The 14,769-nt window shown below is 70.7% G+C and carries 14 protein-coding genes; 8 read left to right on the plus strand and 6 right to left on the minus strand.

Going from position 1 to position 14,769, the window contains the following annotated elements; all coding sequences use genetic code 11:
* The first annotated feature begins 342 nt into the window (after nucleotides 1–342).
* The 6 genes from AC1HC7_RS15870 to lexA all read left to right on the plus strand — a co-directional run bounded on the left by AC1HC7_RS15870 (nucleotide 343) and on the right by lexA (nucleotide 5,452).
* Complete coding sequence (locus tag AC1HC7_RS15870; protein WP_479496746.1) at nucleotides 343–942, plus strand: anthranilate synthase component II; 600 nt, start codon at nucleotides 343–345, stop codon at nucleotides 940–942.
* Nucleotides 942–1,958, plus strand: coding sequence for an anthranilate phosphoribosyltransferase (gene trpD, locus AC1HC7_RS15875; protein WP_479496745.1), 1,017 nt, complete (start codon nucleotides 942–944; stop codon nucleotides 1,956–1,958). The genes AC1HC7_RS15870 and trpD overlap by 1 nt, the downstream gene beginning before the upstream one ends.
* Before the next feature lie 34 nt (nucleotides 1,959–1,992).
* The gene (gene trpC, locus AC1HC7_RS15880) at nucleotides 1,993–2,793 is read left to right on the plus strand and encodes an indole-3-glycerol phosphate synthase TrpC (RefSeq protein ID WP_479496873.1); all 801 of its coding nucleotides are present in this window, start codon (nucleotides 1,993–1,995) and stop codon (nucleotides 2,791–2,793) included.
* 42 nt (nucleotides 2,794–2,835) lie between these two features.
* Nucleotides 2,836–3,312 (plus strand): cyclic pyranopterin monophosphate synthase MoaC, encoded by a 477-nt coding sequence (gene moaC / locus AC1HC7_RS15885; protein ID WP_479496744.1) that lies wholly within the window; start codon nucleotides 2,836–2,838, stop codon nucleotides 3,310–3,312.
* A gap of 108 nt (nucleotides 3,313–3,420) precedes the next feature.
* Nucleotides 3,421–4,608: a molybdopterin molybdotransferase MoeA gene (locus tag AC1HC7_RS15890; RefSeq protein WP_479499213.1), complete on the plus strand. Its 1,188-nt coding sequence runs from the start codon at nucleotides 3,421–3,423 to the stop codon at nucleotides 4,606–4,608.
* A 124-nt stretch (nucleotides 4,609–4,732) separates the two neighbouring features.
* Complete coding sequence (lexA, locus tag AC1HC7_RS15895) at nucleotides 4,733–5,452, plus strand: transcriptional repressor LexA (RefSeq protein ID WP_479496742.1); 720 nt, start codon at nucleotides 4,733–4,735, stop codon at nucleotides 5,450–5,452.
* A gap of 54 nt (nucleotides 5,453–5,506) precedes the next feature.
* On the opposite strand, the gene AC1HC7_RS15900 is transcribed toward lexA, so the two are convergent.
* Nucleotides 5,507–7,600, minus strand: coding sequence for a ComEC/Rec2 family competence protein (locus tag AC1HC7_RS15900; protein ID WP_479496741.1), 2,094 nt, complete (start codon nucleotides 7,598–7,600; stop codon nucleotides 5,507–5,509).
* 73 nt (nucleotides 7,601–7,673) lie between these two features.
* Between AC1HC7_RS15900 and gltX the strand changes: the two genes are divergently transcribed.
* Together gltX and gltA are read left to right on the plus strand one after the other, a co-directional pair.
* Entirely contained in the window at nucleotides 7,674–9,107 is a 1,434-nt protein-coding gene (gene gltX / locus AC1HC7_RS15905) for a glutamate--tRNA ligase (RefSeq protein WP_479496740.1), read from the plus strand.
* A gap of 95 nt (nucleotides 9,108–9,202) precedes the next feature.
* Nucleotides 9,203–10,498 carry a citrate synthase gene (gene gltA, locus AC1HC7_RS15910; protein WP_479496739.1) on the plus strand — a complete coding sequence of 432 codons (1,296 nt, stop codon included), beginning with the start codon at nucleotides 9,203–9,205 and terminating at the stop codon, nucleotides 10,496–10,498.
* A gap of 62 nt (nucleotides 10,499–10,560) precedes the next feature.
* On the opposite strand, the gene lpxB is transcribed toward gltA, so the two are convergent.
* From lpxB to AC1HC7_RS15935, 5 genes are all read right to left on the minus strand, one after another.
* The gene (lpxB, locus tag AC1HC7_RS15915; protein ID WP_479496872.1) at nucleotides 10,561–11,751 is read right to left on the minus strand and encodes a lipid-A-disaccharide synthase; all 1,191 of its coding nucleotides are present in this window, start codon (nucleotides 11,749–11,751) and stop codon (nucleotides 10,561–10,563) included.
* Between the two features lie 14 nt (nucleotides 11,752–11,765).
* A complete protein-coding gene (locus AC1HC7_RS15920) occupies nucleotides 11,766–12,620 on the minus strand; it encodes an LpxI family protein (protein WP_479496738.1) in 855 nt (284 codons plus the stop codon).
* Nucleotides 12,621–12,625: 5 nt separating this feature from the next.
* Nucleotides 12,626–13,426: an acyl-ACP--UDP-N-acetylglucosamine O-acyltransferase gene (lpxA, locus tag AC1HC7_RS15925; RefSeq protein ID WP_479496871.1), complete on the minus strand. Its 801-nt coding sequence runs from the start codon at nucleotides 13,424–13,426 to the stop codon at nucleotides 12,626–12,628.
* Between the two features lie 14 nt (nucleotides 13,427–13,440).
* Nucleotides 13,441–13,938, minus strand: coding sequence for a 3-hydroxyacyl-ACP dehydratase FabZ (gene fabZ, locus AC1HC7_RS15930; protein WP_479496737.1), 498 nt, complete (start codon nucleotides 13,936–13,938; stop codon nucleotides 13,441–13,443).
* Nucleotides 13,939–14,059: 121 nt separating this feature from the next.
* Nucleotides 14,060–14,767, minus strand: a complete 708-nt coding sequence (locus AC1HC7_RS15935; RefSeq protein ID WP_479496736.1) for an OmpH family outer membrane protein — start codon at nucleotides 14,765–14,767, stop codon at nucleotides 14,060–14,062.
* Nucleotides 14,768–14,769 lie beyond the last annotated feature (2 nt).

Here is a 14,769-nt window from a genome sequence, read left to right on the forward strand (position 1 = left end):
GCGTCGACTCCGCCCCGCCGCCGGCCCCGCCCGCCGCCGCATCGCCCGCCGGCGCCGCTGGCCGCGTCGGATAGGCCACGATCGCCGCCGCCGCCGCCGCCGCGCTGAGCGCGAACCCCACGACCACCCCCCGGAACACGCCGCCCGATCCGCTTCCGCTCATGCTTCCCACTCCGTTCATTTGAGTTACGCGCCGAACCGGGAGCGCGATCCCGATCGCTCCCGCCCGGCATGACTTGACGCTGTCTTGACGCGACCATCCGGTTCCCCGCATGTATTACCGGTGAATGGGCGGGCAGGCCAGCCTGCCCATGATCCCGAATCCGAAAGGCGCGCCTGCCCATGTTACTGCTGATCGACAACTATGACAGCTTCACATACAACCTCGTGCACTATCTGGGCGAACTCGGCGCCGAGGTGGAGGTCTGGCGCAACGATCAGCTTACGGTTGCCCAGGCCATGGCCAAGGCCCCGAAAGCCGTGGTGCTGTCGCCCGGCCCCTGCGACCCGGACCGGGCGGGGATCTGTCTGGAGCTGACGCGGGCGGCGGCGCGGGCGCGGCTGCCGCTGATGGGGGTGTGCCTCGGGCATCAGACCATCGGACAGGCGTTCGGCGGCGCGGTGGCGCGCTGTCACGAGACCCTGCACGGCAAGACCTCCAGGATCCGCCACGGCGGCAAGGGGCTGTTCGCCGGCCTGCCGCAGGATTTCACCGCCACCCGCTATCATTCGCTGACCGTGCTGCGCGACGACCTGCCCGATTGCCTCGAGATCACCGCCGAAAGCGACGGCGCCGCGCCGGTGATCATGGGGCTGCAGCATCGCGACCTGCCGATCCACGGGGTGCAGTTTCACCCGGAATCGATCCGCTCCGAGCACGGCCACGCCATGCTCGCCAATTTCCTCGACCTCGCGGGGCTGCCCGTGAAGGAGCCCGCCTGATGTCCGACGCACTGAAACCCCTGATCGCGCTGGCCGCCGAAGGCCCCCTGTCGCGCGAACAGGCCACCGCCGCCTTTGACGCCATCATGTCGGGCGAGGCCACGCCGGCGCAGATCGGCGGGTTCCTGATGGCCCTGCGCACGCGCGGCGAAAGCGTGGGCGAATACGCCGCCGCCGCCTCGGTGATGCGCGCCAAGATGGATCGGGTGCGCGCGCCTGAAGGCGCCATGGACATCGTCGGCACCGGCGGCGACGGCAAGGGCACGCTCAATATTTCCACCGCCGCGGCCTTCGTGGTGGCCGGCGCCGGGGTGATCGTCGCCAAGCACGGCAACCGCAACCTCAGTTCGAAATCCGGCGCGGCCGACGCGCTGGGACAGATGGGGGTGAACGTGATGGTCGGCCCGGCGGTGGTGGAGGCGGCGCTGAAGGGCGCGGGCATCGCCTTCATGATGGCCCCCATGCATCACCCGGCGATGCGCTACGTGGGCCCGGCGCGGGCGGAACTGGGCACGCGCACCATCTTCAACATCCTCGGGCCCATGACCAACCCCGCCGGGGTCACGCGCCAGCTGACCGGGGTGTTCGCGCCCGACATGCTGCGGCCCATGGCCGAGACGCTGACCGAACTGGGGACCGAGCGCGCCTGGCTGGTGCACGGCTCGGACGGCACCGACGAATTGTCCATCGCCGGGCCGTCCGCAGTGGTGGAAACCCGCGACGGCGCGCTGCGCGACTTCGAGGTGCATCCAGAGGACGCCGGCCTGCCGGTGCATCCCTTCGAGGCGATCCTCGGCGGCGAACCCGCCGAGAACGCGGCGAAACTCCGCGCCCTGCTCGACGGCGCCCCCGGGGCCTATCGCGACGCGGTGCTGCTGAACGCCGCCGCGGCGCTGGTGGTGGCCGGGCGCGCCGACGACCTGAAGGCCGGGGCCGAGATCGCGCGCGAAAGCATCGACGGCGGCGAAGCAAGGCGCCGGATCGAGGCGCTGGCCCGCATCACCTCCGCCGCCTGAACCGCGCCGGCGTCCATTGCAAGCAGAGACCCAGATCATGACCGTGCTCGACCGGATCAAGGCCTACAAGCTCGAAGAGATCGCCGCGCGCAAGGCGGCGCGCCCCCTGGCGCAGGTGGAGGACGCCGCCCGCGCCGCGCCGCCGCCGCGCGGCTTCGCCCGCGCGCTGCGCGACGCGGCGCGGGCCGGGCGCTACGGGCTGATCGCGGAAATCAAGAAGGCCAGCCCCTCCAAGGGCCTGATCCGCGCCGATTTCGACCCGCCGGCGCTGGCCCGCGCCTATGAGGCCGGGGGCGCCGCCTGCCTGTCGGTGCTCACCGACGCGCCGTCCTTCCAGGGCAGTGAAAGCGACCTTGCGGCGGCGCGGGCCGAGGTCTCGCTGCCGGTGTTGCGCAAGGATTTCATGTATGATTCCTGGCAGGTGGCCGAGGCCCGGGCCATGGGCGCCGACTGCATCCTGATCATCATGGCCAGCGTCGCGGACGACCAGGCGCAGATGCTCGAAGCCGAGGCCGCGCGCTGGGGCATGGATGCGCTGATCGAGGTGCATGACGCGGCGGAACTGGCACGCGCCGCCGCCCTCGAGTCGCCGCTTATCGGGGTCAACAACCGCAACCTGAAGACCTTCGAAACCCGGCTGGAGACCACCGAGACGCTGGCCGCCGCGATCCCGGAGGATCGGCTGCTTGTGGCGGAATCCGGGCTCTCGACGCCGGCTGACCTCGCCCGGCTCGCCCGCGTCGGCGCCCGCTGCTTTCTCGTCGGCGAGAGCCTGATGCGCCAGGACGACGTGGCCGCCGCCACGCGCGCGCTGCTCGCCGCCCCCGACGACTGAAAGCCGACCACGCAAGCATCCTGGAAATCGGAGGCCCGCCCCATGCCTGAACTCACCCATTTCGACGCCCAGGGCGCCGCGCATATGGTCGATGTCTCCGACAAGGCGGTCACCGCGCGCACCGCGATCGCGCGCGGCGCGGTGGAGATGGCGCCCGCGACCCTGGCGCTGATCGCCGGGGGCCGGGCGAAGAAGGGCGACGTGCTGGCGGTGGCCCGGCTCGCCGGGATCATGGCCGCCAAGCGCACCGCCGAGCTGATCCCGCTCTGCCACCCGCTGCCGCTGTCCAAGGTCTCGCTGGACCTGACGGCGGACGCCGCGACCAATCGGGTCGAGATCGAGGCCACCGTGCGCACCACCGGGCGCACCGGGGTTGAAATGGAGGCGCTGACCGCCGTCGCCATCGCCCAGCTCACCGTCTATGACATGGTCAAGGCGGCGGACAAGGCCATGCGGCTGACCGACACGCGGCTGGTGTTCAAGGAGGGCGGCAAGTCGGGGGTCTATCAGGCCGACTGAACGCCCCGGTCGGATGTCTGCGCGTTTGGCGCCATTGCGCGGCGGCGGGTTTGCGCGCTCTAGTCACGCAGCCCGATCGCCGCGACAAGAGAAAGCGAAACCAGAAGAATGATCTCGACCGATGAGGCGCTCGCCCGCATCCTCGCCCTCATGTCCCCCGCAGGCGACGTGGAAACCGTCCCGCTGACCGCCGCCATGGGCCGGGTGCTGGCCGCCCCGGCGCGCGCGCGGCGCAGCCAGCCGCCCTTCGCCGCCTCGGCCATGGACGGCTACGCGGCGCGCGACGCCGACATTCGCCCCGGCGCGACGCTGCACGTGATCGGCGAGGCCCGGGCCGGGCGGCGCTTCGGCGGCAGGGTCGGCCCCGGCGAGGCGGTGCGCATTTTCACCGGCGCCCCGGTTCCCGAAGGCGCCGACCGGGTGCTGATTCAGGAAGACGCGATCCGCGACGGCGATCGCGTCACCATCGCCGCCGACCCCGACCCGCAAGCCTATGTCCGCCCCGCCGGGCTGGATTTCGCCGCCGGCGACGAAATTTCCGCGCCGCGCCGGCTGTCCGCGCCGGACCTGGCGCTGATCGCGGCGATGAACCTGCCCGAGGTGACGGTGCGGCGGCGCCCGGTGGTGGCGCTGATCCCCACCGGCGACGAATTGGCGGAGCCCGGCGAAACCCCGGGCCCCGACCAGATCATGTGCTCCAATTCCTACGGGCTTTTCGCCATGCTCGCCGCCGCCGGCGCCGATCCGCGCCTGATCCCCATCGCCCGCGATGACCGCGACAGCCTGCGCGCGGCGCTGGAGGCGGCGCGCGGCGCCGACCTGATGGTGACGCTTGGCGGCGTGTCGGTGGGCGATCACGACCTGGTGCGCGAGGTGTTCGGCGGCGCCGGGCTGGATCTGAGCTTCTATCGCATCGCCATGCGCCCCGGAAAGCCGCTGATGGCGGGACTGCTGGGCGGCGCGCCCATGCTCGGGCTGCCGGGCAACCCGGTCTCGGCCATGGTCTGCGGGCGGCTGTTCCTGATTCCGGCGGTGGACGCGTTGCTGGGGCTGCCCGCCGCGCGCCCGCCGCGCCGCGCCGCGCCGCTCGCCCGCGCCCTGCCCGCCAACGGCGCGCGCGAACATTTCGCCCGCGCGCGGCTGCGTCGGCGCGACGGGCGGGAAACGCTGGAGGTTTTCGACAATCAGGACAGTTCGGTGCTGTCGCTGCTGGCGCGCGCCGACTGCCTCGCGGTCATCCCGCCGCATGCGGGCGAACAACCTGCTGGTGCAATGGTGGACTACATATTACTCTAGCATGAACCGATCTCCGATCCTCTTGACACAAAACGAGAACTTAACTAGAACAATGTCGGAAGGGGCGGTTTTCTGCGGAGTGGAACTGATTTTTCCGCAGCATCAGGAAAAGTGAGGGACCGGCATGCTGACACGTAAACAACTCGACCTTCTCCAGTTTATCCACACCCGGGTGCAGAAGGACGGGGTGTCGCCCTCGTTCGACGAAATGAAGGTGGCGCTGGATCTGCGCTCCAAATCCGGCATCCACCGGCTGATCACGGCGCTCGAGGAACGCGGCTTCATCCGCCGGCTCGCCCATCGCGCGCGGGCCATCGAGATCGTCAAGCTGCCCGACAGCATGGTCGCCCAGGGCCGCGCCGCGTCGGGCTTTTCGCCGACGCTGATCGACGGCGGCGCCCCGGATCGCGGCGAATCCCGCCCTGGCGCGCAGCCTGGCGCCATGCCGGTGATCGCCGAGGCGCGGGCGGTGCCGCTGATGGGCCGCATCGCCGCCGGCGTGCCCATCGAGGCCATCCAGCAGACCACCGGGCAGGTCGGGGTGCCGGCCTCGATGCTGGCTTCGGGGGCCGATCACTACGCGCTGGAGGTGCGGGGCGATTCCATGATCGACGCGGGCATCCATGACGGCGACGTGGTGGTGATCCAGCGTCAGGACATGGCCGATAACGGCGACATCGTGGTGGCGCTGGTCGAGGACCAGGAGGCGACCCTGAAACGCCTGCGCCGGCGCGGCGGCGCGGTGGCGCTGGAGGCCGCCAACCCGGCCTACGAAACCCGCGTCTACAACGCCGATCAGGTGCGCATCCAGGGCAAGCTGGTCGGATTGATCCGGTCCTACTAGGCGTTTTCGCCCCGTGGGCTCAACGATCCGGGGCGCCGGATCCGGGGCGCCCGGCTATCGGTCGCGCGCCATGCCCCAGACCCTTTCGCGCGCATCGTCCAGCGCGTTGCGCAGGGCGACGCCGTCGCCGCGCGGGGTGATCGACACCGCGCCGCGGCGGCGCAGATCCTCGGGCCCGAGGCGAAGGCAGTCGCCCGGCGCCGACGCCCGCGCCCCCGGCGTGATCAGGATGACGCCGGGCTTGCAGGCCGCCTCCAGCGTCTTGAGGCTGGCGCGGCCGCGGATCAGCGCCACGCGCCAGCCGTTGCTCAGCGACCCCTCCGCCCGGCCCTCGCCATGGGTCAGCCCGGGGCGACGCGCCGCAGCGCGCTGATCCGCGCCGTCGCCGTCGCGGGCCAGCCAGACCGTCGCCGGGTAGCCGCCCCCGCGCGATCGGTCCAGCGCCCGGCCCTGCGGTCCCATCAGCCCGATCAACCGCCCCTCGGGCGCGATCAGCAGTTCCGGCCGGGCGCCGGCGACCCCCCACGTCGCCATGGCCAGCGCCAGGGCGCCAAGCCCCAGAAACCGCATCCGCGTGGACCACAGCGCCAGCCAAAGCCCGCCCAGCGTGATCAGCGGCAGCACCGCGTCATGGGCCGCCGCCACCGGGCGCACCGCGCCGGGCAGGGACGCGACCACGCGCGCCACCCAGAGGATCGCGCCGATCCCCTGCCCCATGAGCCACAGCGCCGGCTGCTCCAGCCCCAGCGGGGCCAGCGCCGCCGCCAGCGCCCCCATGGGCATCACCCAGAACGCCATCACCGGCACCGCCGTCACATTCGCCAGCAGCCCGTAATTGGCGATGCGGTTGAAGCTGATCGCCGAAAACGGCGCCGTGGCCAGCCCGGCGATCAGCGAGGTCAGCGCCAGCCCCACGGCGTATCGCGCCAGCACCCGCCAGCGGCTGCGCGCGCCGTCAAAGGCGAACCACTGGCGCCGCCGGGCGATTTCATAGAAGGCGATCAACGCCGTAGTGGCGGCGAAGGACATCTGAAACCCGGCGCCGGTGAGGCTCTCGGGCCGATACAGCAGAATCGCCAGCGCCGCCGCCGCCAGCGCCCGCAGCGAGATCGCCGGCCGGTCCAGCATCACCGCGATCAGCGCCGCCGCCGCCATCACGAAGGCGCGCTGCGTCGCCACCGAGGCCCCGGACAGCAGCAGATAGGCCAGCCCCGCCGCCAGCGCCGCCGCCGCGGCGATTTTCTGGGTCTGCCAATACAAGGCCGCGCGCGGGATCAGCGCCAGCAGCAGGCGCACCGCGCCAAACACGATCGCCGAGAGCAACCCCATGTGCAGCCCCGATATGGCCAGCAGATGCGCGAGGTTGGAATCGCGCAGCGCCTGGGTGGCGGACTGGCGCACGCCCTCGCGGTTGCCGGTGAGGATCGCCGAGGCGAAGGCCCCGTTCTCGCCCGGGATCGCCGCCTGAATGGCGCGCGACAGGTCGCCGCGCCGCTGCGCCAGCCAGTTGCGCAGGCGGCGCATGGGGCCTTCCAGTTCGGCATGCACCGCCGCCACCGCCGGGCCGCGCGCGAAACCGACCGCGCCGAGCCCCTCGAACCAGGCCCAGCGGCGGAAATCGAAAGCCCCGGGCTCCACGGGATCGCCCGGCGGGCCGATGCGCGCGAACACCGCGATGCGGTCGCCGATCTGCACGTCGCGCGCGAAGGCGCCCTCCAGCAGCGTCACCCGCACCCGCGCCGGGGTCTCGCCGCGCGCCACGCCGAAGATCACCACATCCTCCAGCAGCACCCGGCGCATGTCGGTGCGCGATCGCGAGATGCTCATCACCTGGCCCTCGACGGTGGCGTCGATGGCCCCCGCCAGCACCGGCTCGGCGGCGATCCGCGCGCGCAGCGTGGCCATGGCCAGCCCCAGCGACACCAGCGCCAGGGCGATGAAGGCCAGCGACAGCAGCGGGCGGCGCCGGCCCATGGCCATGGGGATCGTCGCCACCGGCGCGGCCAGCGCCACGGCCACCACCCAGCCCGAGGGTTCGAAGGGCGCGGCGAAATACAGCCATATTCCAAGGCCGAGGCACACCGGCGCCCAAAGCGGCGCGCGCCGTCGTTCCCGCATAAGCCAGCGAACCAGGTCCAATCGGGTCAAGCGCCTTGTTCTCCGGGCAATGGATTGCGATAACACGCGCGCACTTTAGACATATTCCGGACGTGTGAAAGCCATGACCCGACAAGAATCCGATGCAAACCCGCCCGTGGTGACGCGATTCGCGCCCTCGCCCACCGGATTCCTGCATATCGGCGGCGCCCGCACGGCGCTGTTCAACTGGCTGTACGCGCGCGGACGGGGCGGGAAATTCCTGCTGCGCATCGAGGACACCGACCGCGCGCGTTCGACCCCCGAGGCGACGCAGGCGATTCTCGACGGGCTGACCTGGCTCGGGCTCGACTGGGACGGCGAGGCCGCCAGCCAGTTCGCCGCCAAGGCGCGCCATGGCGAGGTGGCCGCCTCCATGCTGGCCAACGGCGCCGCCTTTCGCTGCTACGCCACGAAAGACGAGATCGACGCCTTCCGCGCGCAGGCCAGGGCCGAGGGCCGCCCGCCGCAATTCATCAGCCCCTGGCGCGACGCGCCCGCGGCGCAACGCCCCGACCGGCCCTTCACCATCCGCCTGAAGGCGCCGCGCGACGGCGAGGTGACGGTGAATGACGCGGTGCAGGGCGATGTCACCTGGGACGCGGCGCAGATGGACGACCTGATCCTGCTCAGATCGGACGGCACGCCCACCTACATGCTCGCCGTGGTGGCGGACGATCACGACATGGGCGTCACCCATGTCATTCGCGGCGACGACCACCTGACCAACGCCGCGCGCCAGACCCTGATCTACCGGGCCATGGGCTGGAAGGTTCCGGTTTTCGCCCATATCCCGCTGATCCACGGCCCCGACGGGGCCAAGCTGTCCAAGCGCCACGGCGCGCTCGGCGTCGAGGCCTATCGCGACATGGGCTATCTGCCCGAGGCGCTGCGCAACTATCTGGCGCGGCTCGGCTGGTCCCATGGCGATGACGAATTCTTCACCACCGCGCAGGCCGTGGCCTGGTTCGACCTGCCCGGCGTCAACAAGTCCGCGGCGCGATTCGACTTCGCCAAGCTGGCCAATCTCAACGGCCAGCACATGCGCGCCGCCAGCGACGCGCGGCTGGTGGCGGCGGTGCGCGATCTTTTTGCGGCGCAGCATGCGCCAATGCCGAGCCAGACCCGCATGGCAATGCTGGCGGCGGCCATGCCGGGGCTGAAGGAACGCGCCAAGACCGTCGTCGAGCTTATTGACAACGCTTACTATATATTCGCAGACAGGCCTTTGGAGCCGAACGAAAAAGCGCTGAAAATCCTCACGCCGGAGGCCCGCGCCATGCTCGCCAGTTTGACTTCGCGGTTGCAAAATGATAGCTCGTGGACCGAAGAAGCGCTGCATCAGAGCGTGCGCGACTTCGCCGAGGCGGAAGGCCTGAAACTCGGCAAGGTCGCCCAGCCGCTCCGCGCAGCGCTGACCGGGCGCGCCATCTCGCCAAGCGTTTTTGACGTGATGGTTACGCTCGGGCGTGAGGAATCCCTCGCACGACTGAATGACGCTTCGGCCGCCGGAGGCTGACGCGATTGAACCGGGGCGGCCCGCGTCGCCGCCCTGCATGATCCGAACGCGCGGCGACGCGCCAACAGACCGTCGACAGACAAGGGGGATTTCCCATGACCAATGACACCACCCGATCCGCTGCGCTTTCCATCGGCGAGAGCACGATCGAGCTGCCGGTCCTTGAGGGAAGTCTCGGCCCGAAGGTCATCGACATCCAGAAGCTCTACGCCCAGTCGGGCATGTTCACCTACGACCCGGGCTTCACCTCGACCGCCGCCTGCGAAAGCGCCATCACCTTCATCGACGGCGACAAGGGCGAATTGCTGTATCGCGGCTATCCCATCGACCAATTGGCCAGCCAGTCGCATTATCTGGAGGTCTGCTACCTGCTGCTCTACGCGGAATTGCCCTCGGCCGCGCAGCTCGAGGATTTCGAGACCCGCGTCACCCGCCACACCATGCTGCACGAACAGATGCAGGGGTTCTATCGCGGCTTCCGGCGCGACGCGCATCCCATGGCCATCGTCTGCGGCGTGGTCGGCGCCATGTCCGCCTTCTATCATGACAGCACCGACATCAACGATCCCTGGCAGCGCGAAGTCGCCACCATCCGGCTGATCGCCAAGCTGCCCACCATCGTCGCCTGGGCCTTCAAGTATTCGATCGGTCAGCCTTTCGTGTTCCCGCGCAACGACATGGATTACGCCACCAATTTCCTGCACATGTGCTTCGCCACCCCCTGCGAGGACTACCATGTGGACCCGGTTCTGGCGCGGGCCATGGACAAGATATTCACCCTGCACGCGGATCACGAACAGAACGCCTCGACCTCGACGGTGCGGCTGGCCGGGTCGTCGGGCGCCAATCCCTTCGCCTGCATCGCCGCCGGGGTGGCCTGCCTGTGGGGGCCGGCCCATGGCGGCGCCAACGAGGCGGCGCTCGACATGCTGCGCGAAATCGGCACGGTGGATCGCATCCCCGAATTCGTCGCCCGCGCCAAGGATCGCGACGATCCCTTCCGCCTGATGGGATTCGGGCATCGCGTCTACAAGAATTTCGACCCCCGCGCCAAGGTGATGAAGGAAAGCGCCGACGAGGTGCTGCACCTGCTCGGGGTCGATGACAACCCGACCCTGCAGGTGGCCAAGGAACTGGAGCGCATCGCGCTCGAAGACCCCTATTTCATCGAGAAGAAGCTGTATCCGAACGTCGATTTCTATTCGGGCATCATTCTCGAGGCCATGGGCTTTCCGACCTCCATGTTCACGGCGCTGTTCGCCATGTCGCGCACCGTGGGCTGGATCGCCCAGTGGAAGGAGATGATCGAGGAAAGCTCCAAGATCGGCCGGCCGCGCCAGCTTTACACCGGACCGGCGCAGCGCGACTACGTGGAGGTCGAGAACCGCTGAATCCGCTTGCGATCGGCGTCAGGTGAAGAACGGGGCCGGCGCGGCCCCGTTTTGCGTTGCGCTCAGGCTTTGTGCGCGCCCCCGGCGCCCAGATGCGCCAGCACGGAACGCGCCGCGCGCAGCCCCGGATCCGGCCCGCCGCGCCCCAGCATGTCCAGCGCCCGCGCGGCCGCGGCGATCTGGCGGACGCGGGCATCGGGATTTTCGATGATCCCGGCCAGCGCCGCCGCCATGTCGGGCGGTTGCATGTAGCGCTGCAGGAATTCCGGGATGATCTTTTCGCCCAGCAGGATGTTGATGAGGTTGGCGCTGTCCACGCGCACGATCCGCTCGACGATGAAGGCCGTGAGGGGATTGCCGCGATAGGCCACCGCCTGCGGCGTCGCCATGGCCGCCAGTTCCAGCGTCACGGTCCCCGAGGCCGCCAATGCCAGATCGGCGGCGGCGAAGGCCTGGAATTTCCGCCGCTCGGCCTCGGCGGGGTCAAGCCCGCGCGGGTCGATCAGCGTCGCCTCCAGCGGCCAGTCGCGCAGCGCCGCCGCGACCTGCGCCGCGACGCCGGGGGCGGCGGGCGCGATGACGGCGATGTCGGGATGGCGCGCGCGCAGCAGCCCCAGGGTTTCGCCGAACGGGCCGGCCATGTTGGCCACCTCGCCCGCGCGACTGCCCGGCAGCACGGCGACCAGCGGCCGGTCGCCGATGCCCAGTGCGGCGCGCAGCGCCTGCGGATCGCGGGTTTCGGGCGGCGCCAGGGCGGCCACCGGGTGGCCGGTGAAATCGCAGCTCATGCCGGCGGCCCGCATATGGGGGGGTTCGAAAGGCAGCAGCGCCAGCACGTGATCCACATGGGCGGCCATCGTCTTCGCCCGCCCCGGCCGCCAGGCCCAGACCGAGGGCGCGACATAATGGATCACCGGGCAATCCGGGCGCGCCGCCTTCAGCTTGCGCGCCACGCGCATGGTGAAGCCGGGGCTGTCGATGGTGATCAGCGCATCCGGGCGCGCGGCGATCGCGTCCGCCGCGGTCTGGCGGATGCGGCGCAGCAGCCCGCGCAGGCGCGGCAGCACCTCGACCAGCCCCATGATCGCCAGTTCGTCGGGCGGGAACAGGGTTTTCAGCCCCTCGGCCTGCATCATCGGCCCGCCGACGCCAAGAAATTCCACCGGGCGCGCCGACGTCGCCTTCAAGCCCTTCATCAGCGCCGCGCCAAGCCGGTCGCCCGAGGCCTCCCCCGAAATCAGATACAGCCGCAGCGGGGCCGCGGCGTTCACGACCCGGTCCGCGCGTCGCCCGCATCCGCCGCCACGCCCCAGAGAAACAACCCCAGCCGGTCGGCCTCGGCGACGGTTTGCGCAGGGCCGAGCATCAGCACCCCGCCGCTTTGCACCGCCACCCCGCGCAGGCCGGCCTCGGCGGCGCGGCGGATGGTCTCGGGGCCGATGGCGGGCAGGTCGGCGCGCCAGTCCTGCCCCGGCTTGGGGGCCTTCAGAAGCAGCCCCGAGGGCCGGTCCGGGCGCAGATCCGCGCTCACCGCGCCCACCTGCGCCAGCAGCGCGTCGGTGCCGGCGATGGCCTCGACGCCAAGGCATTGCCCCCCCGCCACCACCGCGCCCTGCCCCACATCGACGGCGCCGATGGCGGCGACGATGCGCGCCGCGCGGATGGCGTCCGCGCGGTCGCGCTCGTCGGGCTTCACGGCGCCGAGCACGCCCTCGCCCGCCAGCAGGCTTTCGAGCTGCTCATGGGCGGCGACCACGGGAAAGCCCTCGGCGGCGAGGATGTCGGCGAAGCCGCGCAGCATCTCGTCATCGCCCTTGCCCAGCAGCCGCAGCAGCCGCGCGGCCAGCGCCACGGTCTTGAAATCAAAGCGCAGGGGATTGAGCCTGGGCCGCGTCATGGCCCCGGCGAAACACACCCGGTCGCACCCCGCCGCCGCCAGGGCGCGCAACATCCTGCCGGCCTTTTCGAACGGCACGTCCAGATGCGGATGGGCGTCGATCCAGGGCGCGTCCACGCCCTCGGGGCGGATGACGAACACCCGCTGCCCCCGCCGCGCGCGATCCTCGGCGATCAGGCGCGGCAGATCCCCGGCGCCCGCGATGATGCCAAGCGCGCCCGCCACCGGCCTCAGGCGTCGCCCGGGATGCAGATGCGCCGCGCGCTGTCGGCGAGGATGAAATCGGCGATCTCGCGCACCAGCGGCTGATCCGCATTGGCGGCGGCGATCTCGGCGGCGCGCTCGGCCAGCGCGCCCTCGCCGTCGAACAGCGCCCGATAGGCCGCGCGCAGCGCGTGGATCTGGTCGCGGGGCACGCCGCGCCGCTTCAGCCCGATCAGGTTGAGCCCCGCCAGCCGGGCCCGGTCGCCGGTCACCGACCCATAGGGGATCACGTCGCGCTCCACCCCTGTCATGCCGCCGACGATGGCGCCCCGCCCGATGCGGCAATGCTGATGCACCGCCGAATTGCCGCCGAGGATCACATGGTCGCCGATCTGCACATGCCCGGCCAGCGGCACGTTGGCGGCCTGCACCACGCCGTTGCCGACCCGGCAGTCATGGCCCACATGCGCCGAGGCCATGAACAGGCAGCCATCGCCGATCACCGTGCGGCCGCCGCCGCCGTCGGTGCCGGGATTCATCGACACGTATTCGCGGATCATGTTGCGGGCGCCGATTTCAAGCGTGCTGTCCTCGCCGCTGAATTTCAGGTCCTGCGGCTGGTGGCCGAGCGAGGCGAAGGGCCACACCACGGTGGCCTCGCCGATGCTGGTGCGTCCGGCGATCGCCACATGGCTTTTCAGCTCCACCTTCGCGGCCAGCCTGACCTCGGCGCCGAGCACGCAGAAAGGGCCGATGCGCGCCTCGGGGCCGATCACGGCGCCCGGCTCGATGATCGCGGTGGGGTGAATCTGCGCGCTGGGGTCCATGCCCGCGTTGGCGTTCACGCAGCATCCCCCCGGCGCGGATCATCGGGCGGCACGATCATCGCGGCGAATTCCGCCTCGGCCACGGTCTTGCCGTCGACCTTGCCCTCGCCCCAGAATTTCCAGATCTTGCCGCGCCCGCGCAGGATGCGCACATGCAGTTCAAGCTGATCGGCGGGCCCGACTTTCTGGCGGAATCGCGCCTTGTCGAGGGTCATGAAATAGACCAGCATCTCCTGGTTTTCCATGCCGAGCGTGTCCACCACCAGCACCGAGGCGGTCTGGGCCATGGCCTCGACGACAAGCACCCCGGGCATAACCGGCTCCTGGGGGAAATGCCCCTGGAAGAACGGTTCGTTGGCGGTGACGTTCTTGATGCCGACGGCGCTGTCATGCTTGCGGATCTCGCGCACCGCGTCGATCAGCAGGAATGGGTAGCGATGCGGGATCATCCGCTTGATGCGGGCTATGTCCGCGCGGCCCGGCGCATCGGCCGGCTGCGTGTCGTCAGTCATGGCGGCGTCTTGCTCCTCGGCACCCGTTCATCACGAAACGCCCCTGATTAACCTTCGCGCGCGTCAGGTCAAGGGCGCGCGGCGCGCAAAACGCCGCTCGCCGCCCCCGCTTGAGGCCCGGTCACGGCTGGGACAGCGATTCGGGCGGGTCGAAGGACACCCCCTCCATCACCATGTTGAAGCGCTGGATCGCCTCCTCGGTCACGTCATGGACCTGGTCGGCGGCCAGCACCGCCGCGGCGTCGATCAGGATCGCGGCGCCCTTGTCGCGGCGCAGGCCTTCGAGCACCCGGGGCAGCGCCGAGCGCAGGGCGGTGCGCGCCTCGGACAGGAAGCTCAGCAATTGCGTGCCCCGTTCCTGCGCCGCGCGGCGTTCGCGGCGCACCCGGCGGTCGAAATCGCGGGTGCGGCGGCGGAATTCCTCCCGGTCCATGGTGTCGCGCAGGCGGGTCAGTTCAAGCTCCTCGGCCTCGAGCTCGGCCTTCACGCGGTTCAGCCGCGCCTCGACGGTTGCGCGCAGGCGCTTTTCGGTTTCCAGCAGGTCTCGCGCCGGGTTCGAGGCGGCAAGCACGCGCTGCTGGTTGACGATCAGGATCTGCGGGACCGCGACGGCCCGCGGCGCGGTCGCGTCGGGGGTTCCCCGCGCAGGGGCGAGCGCGGCGCCAGGCGCGGCCCCAAGTCTGGAATCGAGATCGGATTCGGGATTGGGTTCGTGATTGGGTTCGGGATTGGGTTCGGGCCCCGGCGCCGCGTCCTGGGCCCAGACCGCGGCCGCCGCGACAGCCGCCAGCGCCGCGCCAAGGCCCAGCCGGCGCAGCCCGCGGGTCATCC

It is taken from the genome of Oceanicella sp. (genome assembly GCF_056449545.1).

Bases quoted from the DNA above. Each gene is read 5' to 3' on its own strand.
- fabZ (WP_479496737.1), bottom strand. From the start codon at position 13,938: ATGACTGACGACACGCAGCCGGCCGATGCGCCGGGCCGCGCGGACATA.
- lexA (WP_479496742.1), top strand. From the start codon at position 4,733: ATGCTGACACGTAAACAACTCGACCTTCTCCAGTTTATCCACACCCGG.
- moaC (WP_479496744.1), top strand. From the start codon at position 2,836: ATGCCTGAACTCACCCATTTCGACGCCCAGGGCGCCGCGCATATGGTC.
- AC1HC7_RS15870 (WP_479496746.1), top strand. From the start codon at position 343: ATGTTACTGCTGATCGACAACTATGACAGCTTCACATACAACCTCGTG.
- trpD (WP_479496745.1), top strand. From the start codon at position 942: ATGTCCGACGCACTGAAACCCCTGATCGCGCTGGCCGCCGAAGGCCCC.
- lpxA (WP_479496871.1), bottom strand. From the start codon at position 13,426: ATGGACCCCAGCGCGCAGATTCACCCCACCGCGATCATCGAGCCGGGC.
- AC1HC7_RS15890 (WP_479499213.1), top strand. From the start codon at position 3,421: ATGATCTCGACCGATGAGGCGCTCGCCCGCATCCTCGCCCTCATGTCC.
- AC1HC7_RS15935 (WP_479496736.1), bottom strand. From the start codon at position 14,767: ATGACCCGCGGGCTGCGCCGGCTGGGCCTTGGCGCGGCGCTGGCGGCT.
- gltA (WP_479496739.1), top strand. From the start codon at position 9,203: ATGACCAATGACACCACCCGATCCGCTGCGCTTTCCATCGGCGAGAGC.
- gltX (WP_479496740.1), top strand. From the start codon at position 7,674: ATGACCCGACAAGAATCCGATGCAAACCCGCCCGTGGTGACGCGATTC.